The sequence below is a fragment of the Gilliamella sp. ESL0232 genome (genome assembly GCF_013346885.1).
In the GTDB taxonomy this organism is placed as follows: Bacteria; Pseudomonadota; Gammaproteobacteria; order Enterobacterales; family Orbaceae; genus Gilliamella; species Gilliamella bombi.
Map to the genome: position 1 here is coordinate 236,342 of NZ_JAAEDW010000002.1, position 23,107 is coordinate 259,448.

15 protein-coding genes are annotated in these 23,107 nt (G+C 34.6%); 10 read left to right on the plus strand and 5 right to left on the minus strand.

Annotated elements, in window-relative coordinates; translation table 11 throughout:
• Positions 1–854 precede the first annotated feature (854 nt).
• Positions 855–1,835, minus strand: a complete 981-nt coding sequence (locus tag GYW75_RS04180) for a hypothetical protein (protein WP_238786396.1) — start codon at positions 1,833–1,835, stop codon at positions 855–857.
• An 893-nt stretch (positions 1,836–2,728) separates the two neighbouring features.
• On the opposite strand from GYW75_RS04180, the gene GYW75_RS04185 reads away from it, so the two are divergent.
• Positions 2,729–3,223, plus strand: coding sequence for a GNAT family N-acetyltransferase (locus tag GYW75_RS04185; protein ID WP_085163926.1), 495 nt, complete (start codon positions 2,729–2,731; stop codon positions 3,221–3,223).
• A gap of 43 nt (positions 3,224–3,266) precedes the next feature.
• Entirely contained in the window at positions 3,267–3,998 is a 732-nt protein-coding gene (locus tag GYW75_RS04190) for a rhomboid family intramembrane serine protease (protein ID WP_174798551.1), read from the plus strand.
• 54 nt (positions 3,999–4,052) lie between these two features.
• Here the strand turns inward: GYW75_RS04190 and lolE are convergent, their stop codons facing one another.
• The 3 genes from lolE to lolC are packed head-to-tail and all read right to left on the minus strand — an operon-like array spanning position 4,053 to position 7,203.
• A complete protein-coding gene (gene lolE, locus GYW75_RS04195; protein WP_194240425.1) occupies positions 4,053–5,291 on the minus strand; it encodes a lipoprotein-releasing ABC transporter permease subunit LolE in 1,239 nt (412 codons plus the stop codon).
• A 12-nt stretch (positions 5,292–5,303) separates the two neighbouring features.
• Positions 5,304–6,008 carry a lipoprotein-releasing ABC transporter ATP-binding protein LolD gene (gene lolD / locus GYW75_RS04200; RefSeq protein ID WP_065590452.1) on the minus strand — a complete coding sequence of 235 codons (705 nt, stop codon included), beginning with the start codon at positions 6,006–6,008 and terminating at the stop codon, positions 5,304–5,306.
• Positions 6,001–7,203 carry a lipoprotein-releasing ABC transporter permease subunit LolC gene (gene lolC, locus GYW75_RS04205; protein WP_174798581.1) on the minus strand — a complete coding sequence of 401 codons (1,203 nt, stop codon included), beginning with the start codon at positions 7,201–7,203 and terminating at the stop codon, positions 6,001–6,003. The genes lolD and lolC overlap by 8 nt, the downstream gene beginning before the upstream one ends.
• 158 nt (positions 7,204–7,361) lie before the next feature.
• Here lolC and mfd point away from each other — a divergent pair, with 158 nt between their 5' ends.
• The 5 genes from mfd to mmuM all read left to right on the plus strand — a co-directional run bounded on the left by mfd (position 7,362) and on the right by mmuM (position 16,395).
• Entirely contained in the window at positions 7,362–10,820 is a 3,459-nt protein-coding gene (gene mfd / locus GYW75_RS04210) for a transcription-repair coupling factor (protein WP_174798552.1), read from the plus strand.
• Positions 10,821–10,856: 36 nt separating this feature from the next.
• Positions 10,857–12,368, plus strand: coding sequence for a YdgA family protein (locus tag GYW75_RS04215; RefSeq protein WP_085163922.1), 1,512 nt, complete (start codon positions 10,857–10,859; stop codon positions 12,366–12,368).
• Between the two features lie 313 nt (positions 12,369–12,681).
• Complete coding sequence (locus GYW75_RS04220) at positions 12,682–13,974, plus strand: DUF945 family protein (protein ID WP_174798553.1); 1,293 nt, start codon at positions 12,682–12,684, stop codon at positions 13,972–13,974.
• An 89-nt stretch (positions 13,975–14,063) separates the two neighbouring features.
• On the plus strand, positions 14,064–15,467 hold the full coding sequence (gene mmuP, locus GYW75_RS04225) for an S-methylmethionine permease (RefSeq protein WP_085163920.1): 1,404 nt from the start codon (positions 14,064–14,066) through the stop codon (positions 15,465–15,467).
• Complete coding sequence (gene mmuM, locus GYW75_RS04230; RefSeq protein WP_174798554.1) at positions 15,454–16,395, plus strand: homocysteine S-methyltransferase; 942 nt, start codon at positions 15,454–15,456, stop codon at positions 16,393–16,395. The genes mmuP and mmuM overlap by 14 nt, the downstream gene beginning before the upstream one ends.
• Before the next feature lie 520 nt (positions 16,396–16,915).
• Here mmuM and GYW75_RS04235 read toward each other — a convergent pair.
• Complete coding sequence (locus GYW75_RS04235; protein WP_174798555.1) at positions 16,916–18,886, minus strand: TonB-dependent receptor domain-containing protein; 1,971 nt, start codon at positions 18,884–18,886, stop codon at positions 16,916–16,918.
• Between the two features lie 167 nt (positions 18,887–19,053).
• On the opposite strand from GYW75_RS04235, the gene GYW75_RS04240 reads away from it, so the two are divergent.
• The 3 genes from GYW75_RS04240 (at position 19,054) to GYW75_RS04250 (ending at position 23,023) form a co-directional block, all read left to right on the plus strand.
• Positions 19,054–19,980 carry a siderophore ABC transporter substrate-binding protein gene (locus tag GYW75_RS04240; protein WP_174798556.1) on the plus strand — a complete coding sequence of 309 codons (927 nt, stop codon included), beginning with the start codon at positions 19,054–19,056 and terminating at the stop codon, positions 19,978–19,980.
• 329 nt (positions 19,981–20,309) lie between these two features.
• Positions 20,310–21,626: a 30S ribosomal protein S12 methylthiotransferase RimO gene (gene rimO / locus GYW75_RS04245; RefSeq protein ID WP_194240428.1), complete on the plus strand. Its 1,317-nt coding sequence runs from the start codon at positions 20,310–20,312 to the stop codon at positions 21,624–21,626.
• An 8-nt stretch (positions 21,627–21,634) separates the two neighbouring features.
• Positions 21,635–23,023 (plus strand): MATE family efflux transporter, encoded by a 1,389-nt coding sequence (locus tag GYW75_RS04250; protein ID WP_174798557.1) that lies wholly within the window; start codon positions 21,635–21,637, stop codon positions 23,021–23,023.
• The last annotated feature ends 84 nt before the right edge of the window (positions 23,024–23,107 follow it).

The window sequence follows — 23,107 nt, forward strand, 5'->3', positions numbered from 1 at the left end:
AATCCAACCAGTATGTTTATTTGATAAATTTAAGACATAGGTTTGCCAGTGCTGGTGTCTGGTGTCTAAAATGATAATGCATTACGGTTCACCTGTCAAGTAAATTAATGATTTATTTTAATTTTTATATTTATTTGATTGTTTAATAAACTATTCCTTTAAGGTGTTAAAGTATAGCCATTTTAAAAAAACTTGGCTAGTTTTTTATGCAATTTTTTAATTAGCATATGGTGTTAGGTTTTGGCGTTACAGTAGGTATAACACGAGATAACTCCCTATTACTAAAAAAATATTAACAATACTACTTGGTGGACAAGTTATTTTTGAGTTAAAAAACTAACCAATTATAATTAGCAAATTTACTATGTACCTTAAATTATTAGTTAACAGCATAAGGAATTATATAAAAAATATTAGTACTTGACCGACTAATACAGGAAAATGAACTAACTACATTAAAGATCTAAAGTCGCTTTAGATAACTTTTAAAATTTCATATGTGGAATAAACCTATTAATCAGTAGCACTGCTCGTTCAAAGCCCCAACTTGGCAGGGCTTTGTTCTTTAATTGATCGTCCTTTATTTGTATCATACCCTATGTAGTCTAGGGATTAAGAATTAAGTTGGAATGGCAACTTAAAAGCCCCTCTTAAAAGATAAATTGGATTTTTATTATTCTGCTTATTAAGACGCCAACCACAAAATTGGCGTCGTCGGTCAAGTTGCGTAGAGGCTTATTGATGCTTACTTAATCACAAAGGTACAAACTATATAGTGGGTAGTCTTGCACTAAAGCTTTATTTTTGGATTACTTGAGCTTTATTTATAACATAAAATTGACCACAACTAAGAATTAAGGAGTGACACACATAGCCCCTCTATCGTTGCCTTTCCAAAGTATTCCGATCTCCCCAGCAGCCAAGTTCACATCGTACGCATAGACGCTGTTCTCCGCTGGGCCTCTTGCCCAATACCAGTCTGGGGGAACCGAAGCACCATAAAAACTCAAGTATCCCCACTCAGTAAGGAGTCCAGCACCTATTCGACGATCGTGCTTATTAATCCTCCTATCTCTTACCCACCATAGTGAAGATGGTATAGCGCTAACTACATTGCCTCGGCATTGGTTATAAGACGCCCCACCATTAGCCCGATCAATACAGACTGCGTTGGTCACTTCGTTGATATTTGCCATACGATACCCCAAACTAGAACACCAAGATTCTTGTATTTGAAAGGTCTTCTCTCCTTCCGGGTAGTATCTATAATCAGCACGGAACGCAAACCACTTCTGCAAGACAAATCCATATTTAATTACCTCGTTCCCCTCTCTATCTCTACCTATTATCTCAAAGGTCTGCGGTAATCTTGGCTTAGCAATTCGATTTGGATATGGATTCCGCCATTGAGATACTGCTTCAGGGCCTGTTAGCCGAACCTTAACACAAACATATATTTTACATCTTTCACGAGTAAAATAATTTTCTCCAGCATAAGCATAGCTCATTGTAGCGCTGATGCCTTCATGTGTAACAGGTTCCCATGTCAATTCATCGGCATCTCCTCTTATGGCTAAATAAAAATATAACTCATTTGCGCCCGTAGTTGGAAAATTAAGCGCATATGATTCCGGATTGGTAGATTGGATTAAGAATCCATAATCAGAATCCCATATACCGGGGATGGGAAGCCCATATTCAAGAGAACGAGGTATTGCATACATAACCTCACCCCATTGTGACGATGGCAATATTATGGCATCACTACGATTAATCCTTCGACCATTTTTAACGGGTAATGCCTGTAAACTCCATAAAGAAGACAATAATAACAATACCAATACTAACGGAACTTTTCGGAATAATTTTGATAATAATTTGGAAGATAACTTTGAAAATATAAACGTGGCGGGGCTAAAAATCCAACTAGTATGTTTATTTGATAAATTTAAGACATAGGTTTGCCAGTGCTGGTGTCTGGTGTCTGGTGTCTAAAATGATAATGCATTACGGTTCACCTGTCAAGTAAATTAATGATTTATTTTAATTTTTATATTTATTTGATTGTTTAATAATCTATTCCTTTAAGGAGATTAAAGTATAGCCATTTTAAAAAAACTTGGCTAGTTTTTTATGCAATTTTTTAATTAGAATACGGTGTTAGGTTTTGTAAGTCTTAACTTTTGTGAATATCATGAATATTGTTGATAATTTCTAAACCAAGGAATTAGTGAATTACCTAACAACCAATGAACATATAATCCTTACCATGTTATAAGATGTATTACGCCCATAAAATCGCTCAGGTAGAGTGTTGATTTTATTTAATTTTTTATTTTCATTAAAATCAACCAGTTATACAGAAATTTCTATTTTTTATACAAAATACCGCCTACACGGCGGTAAACTAGAAGCCAATATACTATAATTCCATTTAGCAAAAGGCAAACAGGATTTTTTCTGTCAAAAACCCTTTTTTACAAGATATCATTAACCTTTTGTTTTTATTGATTTTAATTTATTGTTAAAAAAAAGGGTTAGCTAAATTTTATATTTTGAGGCAATTTTTAAATTGTATTTTCAAAAAATCCATCTAGTGAATTGATTTTATTTTAAATGTGAAATATTACTATGCATTATTTTTCTCACTATAAAAAATATGCTTTATTGCCAATAAACAATAATAAAATTACAATAATTTCACTTTAAACCACTTAAAGCAAAAAAAATGATTACTTACCACGATGCTACATTAGAAGATTTACCATTTATTGTTGATGTTTATAATTCAACAATTGCTGGTCGCCAAGTTACTGCCGATACAGTACCTGTTTCTGTTGAAAGTCGATTGGAATGGTTTTACCAGCATAACCCTAACAATCGTCCACTTTGGTTAATTAAATATCAAGATAAACCTTGTGGTTGGATTAGTTTATCTTCGTTTTATGGTCGCCCCGCTTTTTATAAAACCGTTGAGATTAGCTTATATCTTCATCAAGATTTTCGTGGCAAAAAAATTGGTCAATTTATGGTGGATAAAATTGAACAATTTGCTAAACAGGCTGGAATTGAGGCAATTTTTAGCTATGTGTTTCGACATAACTTACCTAGTGTTAATTTATTTAAAAAAATGCAGTATCAACAATGGGGACTTCTTCCAAAAATTGCTGAATTAGATAATGTTCAGCGTGATTTAGTGATATTAGGTAAACGGTTAGATTAACTGACCTCTATCGATAAAATTTACCTATTCAAAAGGATTTTTAATGAGCACCTTTAATGATATTAAATATTACGCCAGTCAATCTAAAATCACCACAACGCTAGTAGTAATCAATATTCTGTGTTTTTTTGCATTTCGGCTAGTTGATAGCCGTGGGTTTTCGCCATTATATGAAAATCATTTTTTGATTGATTGGGGAGCCGATGTTGCGGAGTTAACTTTTTCTGGCCAATATTGGCGCATGTTTACTAATTTATTTATGCATGTCAGTTTTACTCATTTAGCTATGAATATGCTGGCATTATGGAGCATTGGTCCTATTTTAGAACAACGCATTCCTTGCCTTGCTTTTGTTGGCATTTACTTTTTTTCAGGGCTAGTAGGAAGCTTATCAAGCAATATTGCCACCATCAATCAAAATGTGATTAGCTGTGGTGCCTCGGGTGCTATTTTGGGTATTATTACCGCATTGTTGGCTTATTGTTTGGTATTTAGAACCAATATACAAGAAATGCCAGTCAAAGCAATGCTGGTGAGTTTAGTATTAACTGCTGGGTTAGGGTTATTGCCATCTATCGATAATATGGCGCATATTGGTGGTGCTTGTGCTGGTTTTGTACTTGGTGGGGTTGTTTCGTTATGTATTAAAATGTTCAAATACCCAAGTAAGTTAACTCTGCTTATTATTGGTCTTGTATTTATTGTGACTGCATTGGGGATCTATGTGCAATATATGCACTATGCTTTACCTAATGGTTATTATGTCTATTATTAATAATAAAAAGGCGCTGATTATCATTAAACAGCGCCTTATTTATACAAAAGCTATTTAAAAGCTATTTAAAATCCGTGCAGGCTCAATCTTACAAGCACGTTTAGCTGGATAATAGCTAGCAATTAAGCTAAGTAACATGGCAGTTATAAACACTATCACCACATCAAATAGATGAATTTCGGATGGTAAAAAATCGATAAAATAGATATTGCTATTTAAGATTTTATGCCCCATTAATGACTCAATAAAGCCCATGATGTTAGAAAGTTGCCATGACAGTATTACGCCTAAAATAACTCCAATTAGACTGCCAATTAACCCTGAAATCACCCCATACCATATAAAAATATGTTTGATTAAACGATTAGTTGCGCCTAGGGTCTTTAATATGGCAATATCACGCTGTTTATCTTTTACGGCAATGACTAAAGTGGATACAATATTAAAACAAGCCACGCCAATGACCACAATCATGGCCAGATACATGATTTGCCTAATCATTTGAATATCACGATACATAAAGCCAAACGTCTGTTCCCAGCTATTAAATAACAGATCTTCGTCAAGCCTTAATGCTGCTTGACCAATAAGGTTATTGGATTGATAAACGTCTTTTACATTTACCATAATACCTGTAACGCTATCGCCCATATTTAGTAATTTCTGTGCATCTGTTAATGGAATTAAGGCCATGTTATTACTCAAGCTGCCACTTAATTCTAAAATCCCTACTACTTGCAAACGGACTCTTTTAGGTGGTTTGAGTTGATTTGGACTGCTCGAAACAGGAATTAATAAAGAAACCCATCCCCCTTCACTCACTGATAAATTTTTAGCAAGCCCTGCTCCAATAATAATTTGTTGGCTATCGGGCTTAAAATCTTGCCATTTTTTATTCAGTACATAATTCGGTAGTGAACTAAATTGCATTTCTTGTTCAGGGTCAAGACCTTGTACTTGTACTGCACCAAGCTTACTACCATTTTCAATTAATCCAGTAAAATTAACAAATGGTAAGGCTGATACAATATTACTATTGTCTTTAAGTTCTTGTTGAACGTGTTGCCAATTATCTAAATTGCCGTATTTTGGATAAAATTGTCCATGTGGCACTACCGATAACACTCGATTGTGTAATTCACGCTCAAAGCCATTCATGGCACTTAAGCCAATAATTAATGCCGCAATACCAATAGCAATGCTGAGTGTTGAGATAATCGAAATTAATGACACCATACCACTTTTACGACGCCCTTTTCGAAATTTTATGGCGGTAATTAAAGATAAATTCATATTAATTATCCATTAATTGTTATCTGATGATGCGCTATCAGAAAGTTGACCATCTCTCATCACCATTTGTTTATCAAGTTTATTAGCAAGCTCAAGATCATGTGTAACAACCAAAAACGCAGTTCCATGTTCACGATTTAATTTAATCAGTAACTCAAAAATAGAATCGGCTGTTGATTTATCAAGGTTACCTGTTGGCTCATCAGCCATTACTAAAGCGGGGTTATTAATTAATGCACGCCCTATTGCCACTCGTTGGCGTTCTCCGCCAGACAACTCGGAAGGACGATGATTTGCTCGTTTGACTAAATTAACCGACTCTAGCATTGCCATAGCCCGTTTTTTAGCTTCGTTGGGTAAAACGCCGCCAATTAATAGTGGCATGGCTACATTTTCAAGCGCGGTAAAGTCAGGCAATAGGTGGTGAAATTGGTAAACAAAGCCAATTTCTTGATTGCGTAGACGTGCCTTTTCTTGTTCAGATAATTGATTTAACTGATGTGATTTAAAAATAATTTCGCCAGATGTGGGATTATCTAAGCCACCAAGCAAATGCAGTAAAGTGCTTTTACCTGATCCTGAACTACCTATAATGGCAAGTAATGATTGTGAATAAATGTCAAACGAGACATTTTTTAAAACCTCGGTTACCATTTTGCCTTCGTTATAAGTTTTATAAAGATTTTTGGCACTTAGTAATATTTGTGAATTATTCATAACGTAAAGCCTCGGCAGGTTGAATATTGGCTGCACGATATGCAGGATAAAGTGTTGAAATTAGCGATAACATAAGCAATCCAATAATAATTAAAATAATTTGCGATGGTTCAACCAATGAAGGTAACAAGATACCAGCTAAAGATAAACCTAACAATTGCATGATTTCGTTTAAGTTAATAGCAAGTAGCAGTCCTAAGGCGCTACCTAATAACGTGCCAATTATTCCTGAACTTGCACCTTGAATAATAAAAATTAACATAATTTTAAAGCGAGACAGACCTTGTGTTTTTAAAATAGCGACTTCGCCTTGCTTTTCCATCACCAACAAGCTTAATGAAGTAATAATGTTAAAAGCCGCAACAATCACAATCAGGCTAATGAGTAATCCCATGACATTTTTTTCCATTTTAATGGCTTGAAATAATTCACCGCGTTTAGCTCGCCAATCTTTAAAGACTAATCCATCAGGTAATGGGGTATTGGTTATCGAGGCAATATCCAGTGGTTTATCTAAAAATAGACGCCAACTGCTAATCATATTAGGAGGATAACGTAATAAGTTTTTAGCGTCAGATTGATTGACATAAATAAGCGTTTGATTGATATCGTGGTTAACGGTAAACAGTCCTACAATATTAAATAAACGCTGGGAAGGTATACGCCCAACTGGGGTAATTTGACTTGCATCTGTTACCATTAAACGTATTTTATCGCCAACGGTTACACCTAATTGATTAGCTAACGTTTGCCCTATGATAACATTGTATTGCCCTGCTTGAAGATCTAATAACGATCCACTATAGATATAATCATTAATAGGATCATCATCTTCTGGGTTAATGCCCATTAGTGTGCTTACAGTGATACTTTGCTCACTTTGCAAAACCACATCACTCGACACCAAAGAACTAATACGATTAACACCTTGAATCTGATTAAATTGCTCACGAGTAATGACCTTAGGATCTATCCTACCTTGTGGTATTGTGATCTGGGCTTGAGGTAAAAACTTTAAAATACTACTTTGCATCTGATCTTCAAGCCCGTTCATGACTGATAAGACCACAATTAGACCAATTGAACCTAACATAATCCCAATCATCGACAACCATGATACAAAGCGACCAAACCCATCCGTTTTTTGCCCGTATACATAGCGCAAACCAATAAAAAATACTAATGGACGAAATATTTTTGACATAAACGTATATATTACCTGAAACTTTTTTACAAAGTTTTGCTAGTTAAATGCAAGGTGCTTATCATACAGGATTAAACAGTTATAGAAAACAACCTCATACTTACGTTATAATCTGACAATAAATTTTCAGCGAAATCAACGAACTCATCATGTCTAAAACAGTTAATATTTCAAACTTAATTCCTCAAAAATCAGGTGAAGTAAAGCAAATTGGGCAGCTAGTTGGCTCTTCCTTATCACAATTTTGCGCTCAAGCTATAGATGCACATGAAGGTATAGTTGTGATTGTCACTGATGATATGCAACAAGCTTCGCGCATTCATGAAGAACTAAAGCAGTTTACATCCTTCCCGCCTATTATCTTTCCAGATTGGGAAACATTGCCTTATGACAGCTTTTCTCCTCATCAAGATATCGTATCAGAACGCTTATCTTGCCTTTATCATCTTGGACATTTAACCAAAGGGGCGTTAATTTTACCCATTAATACCTTAATGCAAAAAGTCTGCCCACAAAGTTATTTGGGTGGACATGTTTTTATGATGAAAAAAGGCTTACAAATTAGCCGAGAACATTTACGCCTTCAACTTGAAAATTCTGGCTATCGTTCAGTCAGCCAAGTTATGGAGCATGGCGAATATGCTACTCGTGGAGCGCTTTTTGATATCTACCCCATGGGCAGTGATAAGCCTTATCGTATCGATTTCTTTGATGATGAAATCGACAGTATCCGTACTTTTGATGTCGAAACTCAACGTACCTTTGGTGAAATTGCTGAAATACAATTGCTACCAGCCCATGAGTTTCCTTTCGATAAAACAGCTATTGAGTTGTTTCGTAGTCAATGGCGAGAACAATTTGAGGTTAGATTAGACTCAGAAAGCATCTATCAACAAGTTAGTAAAAATATTTTGCCAACCGGTATTGAATATTGGCAAGCACTGTTTTTTAACGAACCATTAACACCTCTATTTTCTTATTTTTTAACAAATAGCTTAATTATCAATACAGTTAATATTGAGCAATGTGCTAACAAATATTGGCAAGATATTACCCAACGTTATGAAAGTCGCAAAGTCGATCCTATGCGACCATTACTTGCACCAAATGTTATTTGGTCTAAAACTGACGAGATTTTTGCCAATTTCAAAAACTACTCAAGAATGGTTTTATCGCATGCAATAACCACTGAATCAAATAAAAACGTTAATTTGCCTTATATAGCATTACCTAATATTGCTATTGAGATTCAACAAAAAGATCCTTATTTGCAATTTCAAAAATTTGTTGAAAATTTTGCAGGAACAATCATCTTTTCGGTTGAATCAGAAGGACGCAAAGAGGCTTTACAAGAAATTCTTGGACGAATTCGTATTCATCCCACTACCATCAATTTACTTGATGAACGAAAAAACAGTGATAGCCGATTTTATTTAATCGTTGGAGCTAGTGAACAAGGCTTTATCAATCAGCAAGATAATTTTGCCTTTATTACTGAAAATGAGCTATTAGGACGACGAGTAGTTCGTCGTAAAAAAGAAAATAAACAAGCTATCAATACTGATTCACTTATTCGTAGTTTAGCTGAGCTAACACCCGGCAAACCCGTTGTCCATTTAGAACATGGCGTTGGTCGATATGCAGGACTTACCACATTAGAAACAGGTGGGATTACGGCTGAATATCTTATTCTATTATATGCCAATGACACCAAGCTTTATGTTCCTGTTTCATCATTAAATCTAATTAGCCGTTATTCTGGTGGCGATGAAGAAAACGCACCACTCAATAAATTAGGTACTGATGCTTGGAGTAAAGCACGGCAAAAAGCGGCCGAAAAAGTACGAGATGTTGCAGCTGAATTACTAGATATTTACGCTGAACGTGAAAGTAAACCCGGATTTGAATTTAAACAAGACCGAGAGCAGTATGAACTATTTTGCCAAGGGTTTCCTTATCAAGAAACTGATGATCAACAAAATGCCATTGGGGCAGTAATTGGCGATATGTGCTCTCCTTATGCCATGGATAGATTAGTCTGTGGTGATGTTGGATTTGGTAAAACAGAAGTAGCGATCCGAGCTGCTTTTTTAGCCGTTATTAATCATAAACAAACAGCAGTTTTAGTTCCTACAACTTTACTTGCAGAACAACATTACGAAAGTTTTTGTGATCGCTTTGCAAACTGGCCAATTCGCATAGAAAGCCTGTCTCGATTCAAAACCGCCAAACAACAAAAAAGTATTATAGAAGCTCTTGGTGAAGGCAAAATTGATATTGTAATTGGCACACATAAATTGTTACAAGAAGATATCAAATGGAAAGATTTAGGCTTGTTGATTGTTGATGAAGAACATCGTTTTGGCGTCCGCCAAAAAGAACGAATTAAAGCAATGCGAGCAAACATTGATATTCTAACACTAACCGCAACGCCAATTCCAAGAACCCTCAACATGGCAATGAGTGGTATGCGGGATCTTTCTATTATTGCGACTCCTCCAGCTCGCCGTTTAGCAGTGAAAACCTTTGTTAGAGAATATGATGATCTCGTGATTAGAGAAGCCATTTTGCGTGAAATTTTACGTGGTGGTCAGATTTATTACTTACACAATGATATTTCTGATATCGAAAAAGTAAGCGAAAAACTGGCAGAGCTGGTGCCCGAAGCACGAATTACCATTGGTCATGGGCAAATGCATGAACGCGACTTAGAGCGCGTAATGAATGACTTTCATCATCAACGTTTTAACATACTTGTTTGTACAACCATTGTTGAAACTGGTATCGACATTCCTAATGCCAATACCATTATAATTGATCGTGCCGATAAATTTGGTTTAGCCCAGTTACATCAGCTCAGAGGACGAGTTGGACGTTCTTATCATCAAGCTTACGCTTATCTATTAACCCCACATCCTAAATTACTCACTAAAGATGCCAAAAAACGCCTAGAAGCAATTGCCTCACTTGAAGATTTAGGTGCAGGTTTTGCTCTAGCCACACACGATCTTGAAATCCGAGGTGCTGGGGAGTTATTAGGCAGCGATCAAAGCGGTCAAATTGAGACTATTGGCTTTAACCTTTATATTGAGCTACTTGATGAGGCCGTCAAATCATTAAAAGAAGGCAAAGAACCGACACTAGAATCATTACTCAATAATCAACAAACAGAAATTGAGTTACGCTTACCAACACTTATTCCTGATGATTTTATTCCCGATGTTAATACACGTTTATCACTATATAAACGTATTGCCAGTATCATCGATCTTATCGAACTCACCGATATTCAAGTTGAAATGCGAGATCGTTTTGGTAAATTGCCCGATGCAGTGCTTTTTTTACTAGAAACTACCAAAATCCGTTATCACGCAACTCAATTAGGCATTACTAAGATTGAATTTAGTGAAAAAGGCGGTTATATTGAATTCGGTAATAATAATAAGGTGTCAGTCGATTACTTAATTGAAATAATTCAAAAAGAACCAAAAAATTATCGCTTAGAAAGTTCAAATCGATTAAAATTACAAAAATCAGAATTGCAACGAATCGATCGCATTGAATATATTAAAAATTTGTTGTCTGATTTTGCAAGTCATCAAGAATGATAACTATAATTACAATAAACGACTAAGAGAGCCACAATGAAAAAAAGCACACTTACTATAGGAATAATTGCTGTATTAGGTATGGCTTATGCAGGTACATCATGGTACAGCGGTAATATGATTGAAGAGCATATTGATGACCAATTAGCACTAATCACAAACAAAGTTAACCTGTCCCAAGATCTTTTCACATTTTCCGTTACTAAAAACCATTATGACAAAGGTATTTTTTCAACAAAAGTACATCTAACAGTGACCGTATCACCACGTGAATCGACTATTCAAGGTAGTTATCCAAAAAACTTATTTGATGACGATGTCACTATCCATCATGGTCCTTTTCCTATTGCTGCGCTTGCAAAAGGGACTTTTTCCCCACAATTGGCTTGGTTACAATATGAAATGAGTCAACAAGCAAATCCAACACTGTGGAAACTAGCGGGCAATCGACCGTTTATTAGTGGACATACAAGCGTGAGTTATGACGAATATATTACCGTTAAACTAGCAAGCAAAGCGATTAAAGCCTCGCAAAACGAAATCCCAACCATTCATGATAGTATCTTAGATATCAGTAACGGCAGTTATACCTTTAGTAGCTATACCGATGGTTCTGACATCAAGGCTGAAATCAAACTGGATAAATTAGTTTTTCTTTCTGACGATACCCATCATTTTAACTTTGATGACTTTAAACTGTCATTAAAGCCACTGACTACCACAGAAGACATCGATTATGAATTTAATATTGGCAATATTAACTACAGTTTTGATAGCTATCTTTCAAAAGGGAATTTTAATATTGACAACTTAAAATCAAAAGGTCGTGCTAACTACAAAAATCGAAATATTGATGAGCAAAGCAGTATTGATAAAATTACATTAAATTTCAAATCATCCACACCGAAAAACGAATCAGTGATTATTGACAAAATTGTGATGAGTCAAAAAAATATCTTAAATGACAGCAATAATACAATTGAAGGTTCGCTTGTAAGTCGTATTGGTTCGATTATTTACGGTCAACAAAATCTAGGTAGTGGATCATTTGATATTGACTTCAAAGGGGTTGGTAGACAATTTTTCGATCCTCACTTTGAAACAACTGATCCTGACATAAGTGAGAGCGACAAACACAATATTGAATTTTCGTTAAATAAATTGAATTGGCACAATGCTAGTGGCGACATTAATGTTAACTTATTGTTTAATATATCAGAAATAAATAGCTCAAATACTGATGTAGAAAACTATGACAAAATAAATACACTTAAATTCAATCTCGAAGCTCCGTTTGATGTTTTAGCTAGTTTGTCCGCACAAATCCAAAACCCTAACACTAAGCAAGTTACATCAGAACAAATTGCAAAAGAAAGCGCTGTAATAAAAAACAATGCCAAAATGTTTTTTAGTAGATCACCATTTTTTATCTTTAATAAAGATCAAACAGAAGGTATCTATTCTAATGTGGAGTATACAAAAGGCAATCAAAGCGTAAAGGTAAATGGACAATTACTAGATAAAAAAGATTTTTTTGGAAATTTCTAATTTATTTTAGCGACACTAAAAAAATTATAAAATGTTTCAATGATATTGGTTAATTTGGCGATTATTTTAGATTCAAGCGTAGTAGTTAACAATATATGCACCATAATATGCTAAGGTACTTATTTAAACTTGTATAGGTGCATTTTACAAAACATCAAAAAACTATCGCCTAGAAAGCTCAAATCGATTAAAATTATAACAACTAGGATTACAATTAATTTATCACGTTGAATATGTTAAAAATTTTCTAGTTGATTTTATAAATCATCAGGAATGATAATTTAAAATATAATAAATAACTAAGAGATCTATAATGAAAAAAACCACACTTGCTATAGGAATATTTGCTGTATTAGGGGTTGCTTACGTAGGCACTGCATGGCATACAGGCAACATGATCGAAAATAACATCGATAATGAATTGGTACAAATTACAAACAAAATTAATCAAACTCAAAACGATTTCACGTTTAATATTATAAAAAGTAATTATGAAAAGAATATCTTTTCAACTAAATTGCATTTAACTATTACAGCATCACTCCAAAATGCTACAGGCGACGATGCTCAACCTAAAACCTTATTTTCTGATGATGTTACTATTCATCATGGTCCATTTCCTATCGCTGCACTCGCCAAAGGAAGTTTTGCGCCTAAAATGGCTTGGTTAGAATATGAAATGAGCGAACAAACTAATCCGACACTTTGGAAGCTAGCGGGCAATCAGCCTTTTATTACAGGACATGCAGGTATAAGTTATGGCGAATATATCACTGTTAAACTAGCAAGCAAAGCAATAAAAGTTACCCAAAATGAAGTTCCATTCTTTCCAAGAATTGATAGTGCATTAGAACTTGGTGAAGGCAAGTACACCTTTGGTAGTTATACAACTGGCTCTGACATATCAACTAAAATTGAAATTGATAAAATTTTATTAACCTACCCTGCATCATTTAATTCAAAACCAGTTTCGGTTGTTATTAATAAATTCGTTATGGACGAAAAAAATGTCCTAAATGATGTCACTAATACTGTCGATGGATCATTTTCAAGTAGTGTAGATTCAATTATTTATGGACAACAAAATCTAGGTTATGGCTCGATAGATATTGATTTTAAAGGACTTGATAAGCATCTATTCACTAATCAATTGGGAATAGGTTATCCTGACTCAGATGATACAGAACAAAAGCATTATATTAATTTTTCGTTAAATAAATTGAATTGGCACAATCCTGCAGGCGATATTAATCTTAACCTAATTTTCAGTATGTCTGATGTAGATAGTACAGCTATTGATGAAGCTGATTACGATAAAATTGACTCACTAAAATTAAAACTTGAAGCACCATTTGATGTATTAGCGTATACGTCCGCACAGATCGAAAACCCTAACTCTAACACGGTAACACCAGAACAAATTGCTAAAGCAAATCAAAACCTACAAATGATGTCCGCATTTTTCATTAGTAGCTCTCAATATTTTACTTCAAGCAATGGTAAAACCAAAGGTATCTATTCTGATATAAGCCTAACCAAAGATAGTGATGAAGTTAACGTAAATGGTAAAAAAGTAACAAAAGAAGAATTCTTTGAACAATTATAATTAGCTAATTTATTATTCAAATTAACCTATTTAGTTCCGCCACTAATTTTGGCGGAATCTTATTATTTTTAACTTAAGCAAAAAAATTTATGAATACAAATTCATCATCCACAACAGAAAACCAATTTAAACGAACCATGAAAACCCGTCATTTAATTATGTTGTCACTGGGTGGCGTTATTGGCACAGGTTTATTTTTTAATACTGGTTATATTATTGCTACTGCTGGGGCTATTGGCGCTATTATTGCTTATTTAATTGGTGCATTAGTTGTTTATTTAGTGATGTTGTGCCTAGGCGAACTGGCTGTCGCTATGCCTGAAACAGGTGCATTTCACACTTATGCTTCTCGCTTTATTAGTCCTGGCACTGGTTATACCGTTGCTTGGCTGTATTGGTTAACTTGGACAGTGGCACTTGGTTCAAGTCTAACCGCAGCTGGATTATGTATGAAGTATTGGTTCCCTACTGTTTCGGTCTGGATTTGGTGTTTAATTTTTTGTATCGTAATCTTTGCATTAAACATTATAACCGCTCAATTCTTTGCCGAAAGTGAATTTTGGTTTTCAATCATTAAAGTCATCACTATTATTATTTTTATTGTTGCTGGAGCTGCTGCTATCTTTGGTTTTGTTCCTATGAAAAATGACATGCCAGCACCTTTTTTACACAATATTACCGATAATGGCTGGTTTCCTAATGGTATAACACCAATTATCATGACGATGGTTTCAGTTAATTTTGCCTTTTCTGGTACCGAGTTAATTGGTATTGCTGCGGGCGAAACTCATAATCCCGAAAAATCGATTCCACTTGCCATTAAAACAACAATTTTAAGATTGATTCTCTTTTTTATTGGAACCATTATTGTGTTAGCCTCTCTACTACCTATGGATCAAGCTGGCGTTATTACTAGTCCATTTGTAATGGTATTTGAAAATATCGGTATTCCATATGCTGCTGATATATTTAATTTTGTTATTGTAACCGCTATTTTATCAGCCGCTAATTCAGGACTTTATGCCTCTGGGCGTATGATGTGGTCGTTGTCTAATCAAGGTACACTACCAAAGTGCTTTGCTAAATTAACCAATAAAGGTATTCCAATGATCGCTATTGCAGTAAGTATGCTTGGTGGATTGTTAGCGTTATTTTCAAGCGTGATAGCTCCTGATACTGTATTTGTAGCATTAACCGCTATTTCTGGCTTCGCCGTGGTAGCAGTTTGGTTAAGTATTTGCATTTCACATTACTTTTTTAGAAAGCAACTATCTGAAAATCAAAAAAATGCCTTAAAATATAAAGCACCATTTTACCCTTTTGTGCCAATTTTAGGGTTTATTCTGTGTTTGATTGCTTGCATTGGTTTAGCATTCGATCCAGAACAACGCATTGCGCTTTATTGCGGTATTCCTTTTGTAATTGTCTGTTTTATTGCGCATCACTTTACCCAATCTTATCAAAAACGAGCAGTAAAAAATGACAAGTTATAATCCAATTAGTGCACTATTCAAACAAAAAAATCACATTATTATTGATGGTGCACTAGCCAGTGAACTACAACGCCGTGGATGCGATCTTAATGATAGCCTATGGTCGGCAAAAGTATTAATTGAAAAGCCCGAACTGATCTATCAAGTTCATTATGACTATTTTAAAGCTGGCGCCGATTGCGCTATCACCGCCAGCTATCAAGCCACACCAGTAGGGTTTGAAAAAAAAGGAATTACGTTTGATGAATCTATCAAATTAATAAAAAAAAGCGTTGAACTTGCACAGCAAGCTAAACAGCAGTATTTGAATGAAACAAAGCAAAATAAAACATTATTGATTGCTGGGTCAGTTGGTCCCTATGGAGCATATCTTGCTAATGGGTCAGAATATACTGGCGACTATCAACTAACTGAAGCTGAATTTATTGATTTTCACCGTGATCGCATTCAAGCCTTGATTAATGCCCAAGTTGATATCCTTGCTTGTGAAACTCTACCTTCTTTTGCTGAAATTAAAGCGTTAGTTAAATTGATACAGCAGTTTCCAACTATCAATGCATGGTTTTCGTTTACATTAAAAGATGCCCAGCATCTTAGCGATGGCACACCATTATCACAAGTAATAGATTATTTAAACAACTTCGAGCAAATTGTAAGCCTTGGTATTAACTGCATTGCGTTAGAAAGTGTTACTCCAGCATTAGAAGTGCTCAATAAGCTTACAACCAAACCATTAATTGTTTATCCAAATTCAGGTGAACAATATGATCCAATAACAAAACAGTGGCACAAGAACCATCAACATGATTGCACCTTCAAAAATCAACTACCAATCTGGACAAAATTAGGTGCAAAATTAATTGGCGGTTGCTGCCAAACAACACCGAATGATATTAAAGAGATTGTGAGATTATTAAAGGATTATTAATTTTATTGTGATTGGATTTTGAGTATGAAGAACTATTGTAGTTTTGCCATAATATCTTAAACCACTTCAAATCCAATCAAATTAAACCAACAAAACCATCAGTTAAACACTTGATTTTTATCTTCTATCAAGTTAAAGCCTGATAGTCCAGTCAATAATTCCCTAGTACAATGAAAAGCTACTGAACAATTAATTATTAAACTTAATTCATTTGATTATAAATCGCAATTAATAGCACTACAAATAAGTGCAATGTTCCATCCTAAATTTTTACTATCTATCATTTGAAGGAAGCAATTAACTTTTCTAAAATAAACCGACTCGTTTCACTTTTCTTGTTTTGGATGAATATGTCCATTTTTTAATAAATTACCGTATTAAGCAATTTATAAATAAATGAATACACAAATTTAATTGTAAGATCAGATTAAATAATATTTAATTGAATAATATCATTAAAAAGGCAGCTATATTAAAAAGCCGCCTTAAAATTATAGACAAAATTAAATTTACTTAGTGATTAAAAATTAACCTCAGTCCCAACAAAGTATCGTCTACCTTCTAAGGTTTTACCAAAATCATCGTTAGTTACATTTTTATCAAATAGATTATAAACACCAGCATAAACCTTAGCTTGTTTATGTATTTGATAAGATGCACCGATGTCCCAGAAAGTATAACCAGGATATTCAACTTTTGTGCCATCACGGTTATTAGACGATTCCATGCCATAATAGGCCATTTTTGTCCATAAATCCCATTGTTGGGTGACATACCAATCTAATTGAGTATTGAATTTTTGTTTAGGGGTTCGATTTAAAGATCGTCCTTTAAATTGCCCACTTTTTTGTTCTGTTTTTGTCCAAGAATAGTTAGATGTTAATAGGAAATCAGTAAATAAAGGCGTTTTAAATGAAAATTCAAAGCCTTTAAGATCAGCTTTGCCAACATTTTCACGGCCTTGTATAAAGTCAAACTTTTTACTATAACCATTCAACAAGCACTTGCTTCCTTTTTTACGATTACAAATATAATATGATTGAATTTTGTCTTTATATTTTGTGTAAAATGCAGTTGCAGAGGCATCAATACCATAATCATTGGTATAACCTATACCAATTTCGAAATTATTTGTTTTTTCTGGTTTTAAATCTGGATTTCCAATAATTACACCATCAGAATATCCACCACCAGTAACTTGCCCCCAATCCGTCACCACATAACGTAATTGTGGTGTAGCATAACCAGTAGAATAACCGCCTTTTAACGTAAAGTTATCATCAATATTCCACACACTGTAAACTCTTGGGTTCCAGTTGCTACCATAATTTTCATCTTTGTTATAACGTAATCCTAATGTTAAACTCCAATTTTCTAAAATACGTAACTCATCTTCTCCAAATAACGCATAATTCCAACGATCAATTTTAGATAATGTCGTTTTTAGTTGATTTCCTTCGTCATGCAACTCTTGATAATTATATTTTCCGCCTAAAGTCAGCATGTTAATACTAAAAGGAATAGTAACACGTGTATCTACATCCGTATTACGAATTTTCATGTTCCTTTTTGGGTTATTATTTCCTTCATAAGAGACAAATGAAGTTGTAGAGACATCACCAAACAAACCATTATGTGTTAAAGCAAACGTATTTCGTCTATTATCTCTATTAAAATCACTTCTAGATTTATCTCTTGTTTTTCCTGCAGTTGCATTACTATTTTGTAAAGCTCGTCCAAAATCGAGATCAAATTTTTGTGTGTCTGTAGCATTTAAAGACAATTTACCATTTAAACTACGTAATTTTTGTCCTGCATGACCAGCAAGAAATTTATCTTCATGACGATTTGAATACTGCCCATAAAGTTGTATACCTAAAACGTCATCAATAATCGGTCCCATGGTCGAAAAACTGCCAGTATATGTATCTTTTTCTTTTGAACGATAAGGAATAACCGATTCTAAACGTATACCACTTTGCCATTTATTTGACACTTTTTTGGTAATAATATTAACAACCCCTCCCATCGCATCAGAACCATATAATGACGACATAGGGCCTCGCACAACCTCAATACGTTCAATTGCCGTTAATGGTGGTAACCATCCTTGTTCAAATCCTGAATTATCACTATTTGGTCTTGTTTCGCGGGTACTAACCTTTTTGCCATCTACTAATATTAGGGTATATTTGGCATCCATGCCTCGAATACTAATATCAGTAGAATCACCACCACCAGTAATATTTACTCCAGGAATATCCTTCAACGCATCTGTGACATCACGATAAGGTTTTTTTTCAATTTCTTCTGGTGTAATTACCGAAATGGTAGCCGGCGCTTCTTTGACTTGTTGAGAAAACCCCGATGCAGTAACAACCATGGTGTCAGTATCTGAATTGCTAGCTGCTATAGCTACTGTCGATAATGACAACAAAATACTAGTATTAATGACATTTGTAGCCAATTTAATCTTCTTTTTTGCTTTCATTGTTATAACCCTATTATTTATAATGACATTTATAGATTTATAAGATATATGAAGACTACACTATATGAGAATGATTATCAATATCTTTAAAAAATTATTTATAGCTAGACAAATCCTTTTTGTTAAATGATAATAATTATCATTTATATAAACACAGGAAAATTGAGATGAATAAACAGAAAAAGATATTTTTAAGTAGTATTGCATCGATTATATTAAGTTTAACTGGTTGCCAATCAACGACAACAATGAGTGTAACTGCCAACAACCAAACGGTACAAGTTCCTAAGTTGCCCGAAAAAGTTGTTGTCATGAACTATGGGGCATTAGATACTTTAGAGGCGCTAGGTAAAGGTTCGATAGTTGTTGCAACTCCACTATCAGTTATCCCTTCTTATTTGCAACAATTTAACAAAACATCAATTACCGATACAGGCAATATGAAAGAACCCAATATTGATGCAATCAGACAAGTTAAGCCAGATTTAATTATTATTGATGGCCGTCAAGCTAGTAAAACTGAAGATCTATCTAAAATTGCACCAGTCATTAATTTAAGTGTTAACGCCCAAAATTATGTTGAATCAACCAAAAATCATATCCACCTACTGGCAAATATTACAGGCACAGAGAGTAAAGCTGATAATATTATTCAGTCATTAGATGAAAAAATTCAACATGCCCGAGCAGTAGCCGAAGCTAGTTCTAAAAAAGCTATTGTTGCTATTCATAACGATGGGAAGATGATTCTTATCAATTCAAGCTCAAGCGCGGCATTGATTCACGATGTACTAGATGTTAAACGAGCGGTACCACTCACCGTTATGCCCGCAAATAACTTAATAGGCAAACCAAAACCAATTTTTATTGATGATAATTACATTAAATCAGTCAAACCTGATATTATTTTTGTTGTTGATCGTAGCAAAGCAATCGGCAATCAAGGTATGGCTGAGCACTTTTTTTCACAAAAAGTATTAAACAAAAGCAAAACACAGGTTGTTTATTTAACTCCTGATCTTTGGTATTTGTCGGGTGGTGGTGCTGAAAGCATAGATCGTCAAATTGACGAAATCATTAATGCATTAAAATAATATAACTTGATTGTTAACTTTCTATTTTTTAAATAGCCTTTATTGTCAATAAAGGCTTTATTTTATACTGATAAATATCAGAGAAATACTTAATAAATAATCCTTTTTATTCAAACGAACTACTTTCCGAGTTATTACTAATACTTAATAGATAAGCCAAAGCATTGTTAATGTAAATTTGAAATTAGAAAATCGGTATATTAACTATGATGAAATGTGATAAAATGCCGACTTTATTTTGATTTGTAAACGATAATTAACAAATATAGTTTATTGAATTCTCAAACAATACCTCTTTAATATAACACACTATTATAAATACTATGAATATGTTACCCCCTACAATTGGATTTGTGAGCCTTGGCTGTCCTAAAAATTTAGTTGACTCTGAGCGAATTTTAACCGAACTGCGTACACAAGGTTATCAAGTCGTACCTAGCTATGACAATGCCGATCTAGTCATTGTAAACACTTGTGGATTTATTGACAGTGCAGTGCAAGAATCTCTAGAAGCAATCGGCGAAGCTCTTAATGAAAACGGCAAAGTCATTGTAACTGGATGCCTTGGTGCCAAAGAAGATCAAATTAGGACTGTACACCCAAAAGTACTTGAAATATCAGGTCCACACAGCTATGAAGCGGTACTAAATCATGTTAATAAATATGCACCAAAACCTGCTTATAATCCATTTACCAGTCTAGTCCCCCAACAAGGTATAAAACTAACACCAAAACATTATGCTTACCTAAAAATTTCTGAAGGTTGTAATCATAGTTGTACATTTTGCATTATTCCATCATTACGAGGTGAAATGATTAGTCGCCCTATTGGTAACGTACTTGATGAAGCAAAACGTCTAGCCGACAGTGGTGTTAAAGAATTATTAGTTATTGCACAAGACACTTCAGCTTACGGCGTTGATATCAAAAACAGGACCAGTTTCTGGAATGGAATGCCATTAAAAACTGATATTCAAACGCTTTGCGAACAATTATCAAGTTTGGGAATTTGGGTCAGATTGCATTATATGTATCCTTATCCAAGTGTCGATAATCTAATTCCATTAATGGCAGATGGTAAAATTTTGCCTTATTTAGATGTGCCATTACAACACGCAAGTCCAACAATTTTAAAATCAATGAAACGACCTGGAACCATTGAAAGAACCTTAGAACGTATCCATAAATGGCGAGAAATCTGTTCTGATATCACGTTACGTTCAACCTTTATTGTTGGTTATCCCGGCGAAACAGAACAAGATTTTGAATTACTGCTCGACTTTTTATCACAAGCGCAATTAGATCGCGTTGGCTGCTTTCCATACAGTCCTATAGAAGGTGCTGAAGCCAATAAACTTGCCGATCAAATTCCTGAAGCAATAAAACAAGAACGTTTTGATCGCTTTATGCAACTACAACAAAAAATCTCAACGCAAAAATTACAAGCCAAAATTGGCAAAACGCTAGCTGTCATTATTGATGAAGTTGATGGTGAAGGTGCAATAGGTCGTAGTATGGCTGATGCCCCTGAAATCGACGGCGTTGTTTATTTAAACGAAGAAAACCAAGTCAAAGTCGGTGATATTGTTCAGGTTAACATTGAGCATTCCGATGAGTACGATCTATGGGGAACGGTTAAACGTTAATTAACACCATGAAACAACATTATAAACACGAAGTAAAAAATCTGGTTAAATTGGCAGTTCCGGTGCTAATTGCGCAAGTATCGCAAACTGCGATCACCTTTGTTGATACTATCATGGCAGGCAATTATAGTAAAACGGCACTTTCTGGGGTAGCCATTGCTGTCTCGATATGGCTACCTACCATCTTATTTGGGCAAGGTTTACTCACTGTTTTAACGCCAATTATTTCAAACCTAAATGGTGCAGCTAAACGAAACCAAGTTGCCGATCATACTCGGCAAGGCGTTGTCATCGCATTGGTATTATCAGTGCTTATGATGTTAGTTCTCTATCATTCCGACCTAATAATAAACTTAAGAAGCTCGGACGATCACCCTATTGATCCAGAAATGATGGACGTGGCAACCAAATTTTTACGTGCCATAATGTGGGGTGTGCCAGCATTCTTGCTTTTCTTGGTCTACCGCAATCAATGTGAAGGGCTATCAAACACAAAGCCAGCCATGGTGATTATATTCATTGCCCTTCTTGCCAACATTCCAATTAATTACGTTTTAATCTATGGAAAATTAGGCTTACCTGCTTTTGGTGGGGTCGGCTGTGGCATTACAGCGACAATCATCTTTTGGCTCATGTTTATATTAATACGCTTATATACACTCACTAGCGCAAGCCAACGCGACATTCGCCTAACACCAATCACCAAACTAGTTGATTTTGCTATAATCAAAAAAATTGTTGTGCTTGGTGCTCCTCTTGCTCTCGCTTACTTTTTTGAAATGAGCTTATTTGCTGTGATTGCATTATTAATTGCCCCATTAGGTCAAATAACCGTTGCTGCACATCAAATTATATTCACCATCAGCAGTTTAACCTTCGCTATTCCATTATCTCTTGGGGTTGCTACTAGTATTCGTGTCGGTTATTTACTGGGCAAAAGAAAACCAGTTTTAGCCAAACAAACTTCTTACATTAGTTTAGCCATATCCTTAGCAATCGCCATTATAGTTGCATTAATTTTAGTTATTTTTAGTTCACAAATCATCACCATATTTACACAAGAAAATGCTGTAATTGCTATTTGTATGCAACTTATTATTTTACTCGCTATTTATCAAGCGTCTGACTATTTACAAGTAGTAGCTAGTAATGTGCTTCGAGGTTATAAAGACACTAAAAGCATTTTTTTTATTACTCTACTTTCTTATTGGGTAGTCGGATTGCCAGTTGGTTATGTTTTAGGATTAACCGACCTAATCATTCAACCAATTGGCGCAGCTGGTTTTTGGATAGGTATTATATCAGGACTTGCTGTTTCGGCATTACTATTAATAGCTAGGATGATCTATATTCAAAAACAACCCGTTGAAGTTATTTTAGAATGGGCATCAAAGTAAAATCATCTATATAAAAATTTAATAATATAGAAAGGATTAACTACATTTTTATAATAACCAATTATTGAATTTTCAATAATTAAA

Bases quoted from the DNA above. Each gene is read 5' to 3' on its own strand.
- mmuP (WP_085163920.1), top strand. From the start codon at position 14,064: ATGAATACAAATTCATCATCCACAACAGAAAACCAATTTAAACGAACC.
- mmuM (WP_174798554.1), top strand. From the start codon at position 15,454: ATGACAAGTTATAATCCAATTAGTGCACTATTCAAACAAAAAAATCAC.
- GYW75_RS04215 (WP_085163922.1), top strand. From the start codon at position 10,857: ATGAAAAAAAGCACACTTACTATAGGAATAATTGCTGTATTAGGTATG.
- GYW75_RS04250 (WP_174798557.1), top strand. From the start codon at position 21,635: ATGAAACAACATTATAAACACGAAGTAAAAAATCTGGTTAAATTGGCA.
- mfd (WP_174798552.1), top strand. From the start codon at position 7,362: ATGTCTAAAACAGTTAATATTTCAAACTTAATTCCTCAAAAATCAGGT.
- GYW75_RS04235 (WP_174798555.1), bottom strand. From the start codon at position 18,886: ATGAAAGCAAAAAAGAAGATTAAATTGGCTACAAATGTCATTAATACT.
- GYW75_RS04185 (WP_085163926.1), top strand. From the start codon at position 2,729: ATGATTACTTACCACGATGCTACATTAGAAGATTTACCATTTATTGTT.
- GYW75_RS04240 (WP_174798556.1), top strand. From the start codon at position 19,054: ATGAATAAACAGAAAAAGATATTTTTAAGTAGTATTGCATCGATTATA.
- rimO (WP_194240428.1), top strand. From the start codon at position 20,310: ATGTTACCCCCTACAATTGGATTTGTGAGCCTTGGCTGTCCTAAAAAT.
- GYW75_RS04220 (WP_174798553.1), top strand. From the start codon at position 12,682: ATGAAAAAAACCACACTTGCTATAGGAATATTTGCTGTATTAGGGGTT.
- lolE (WP_194240425.1), bottom strand. From the start codon at position 5,291: ATGAATTTATCTTTAATTACCGCCATAAAATTTCGAAAAGGGCGTCGT.
- GYW75_RS04190 (WP_174798551.1), top strand. From the start codon at position 3,267: ATGAGCACCTTTAATGATATTAAATATTACGCCAGTCAATCTAAAATC.
- lolD (WP_065590452.1), bottom strand. From the start codon at position 6,008: ATGAATAATTCACAAATATTACTAAGTGCCAAAAATCTTTATAAAACT.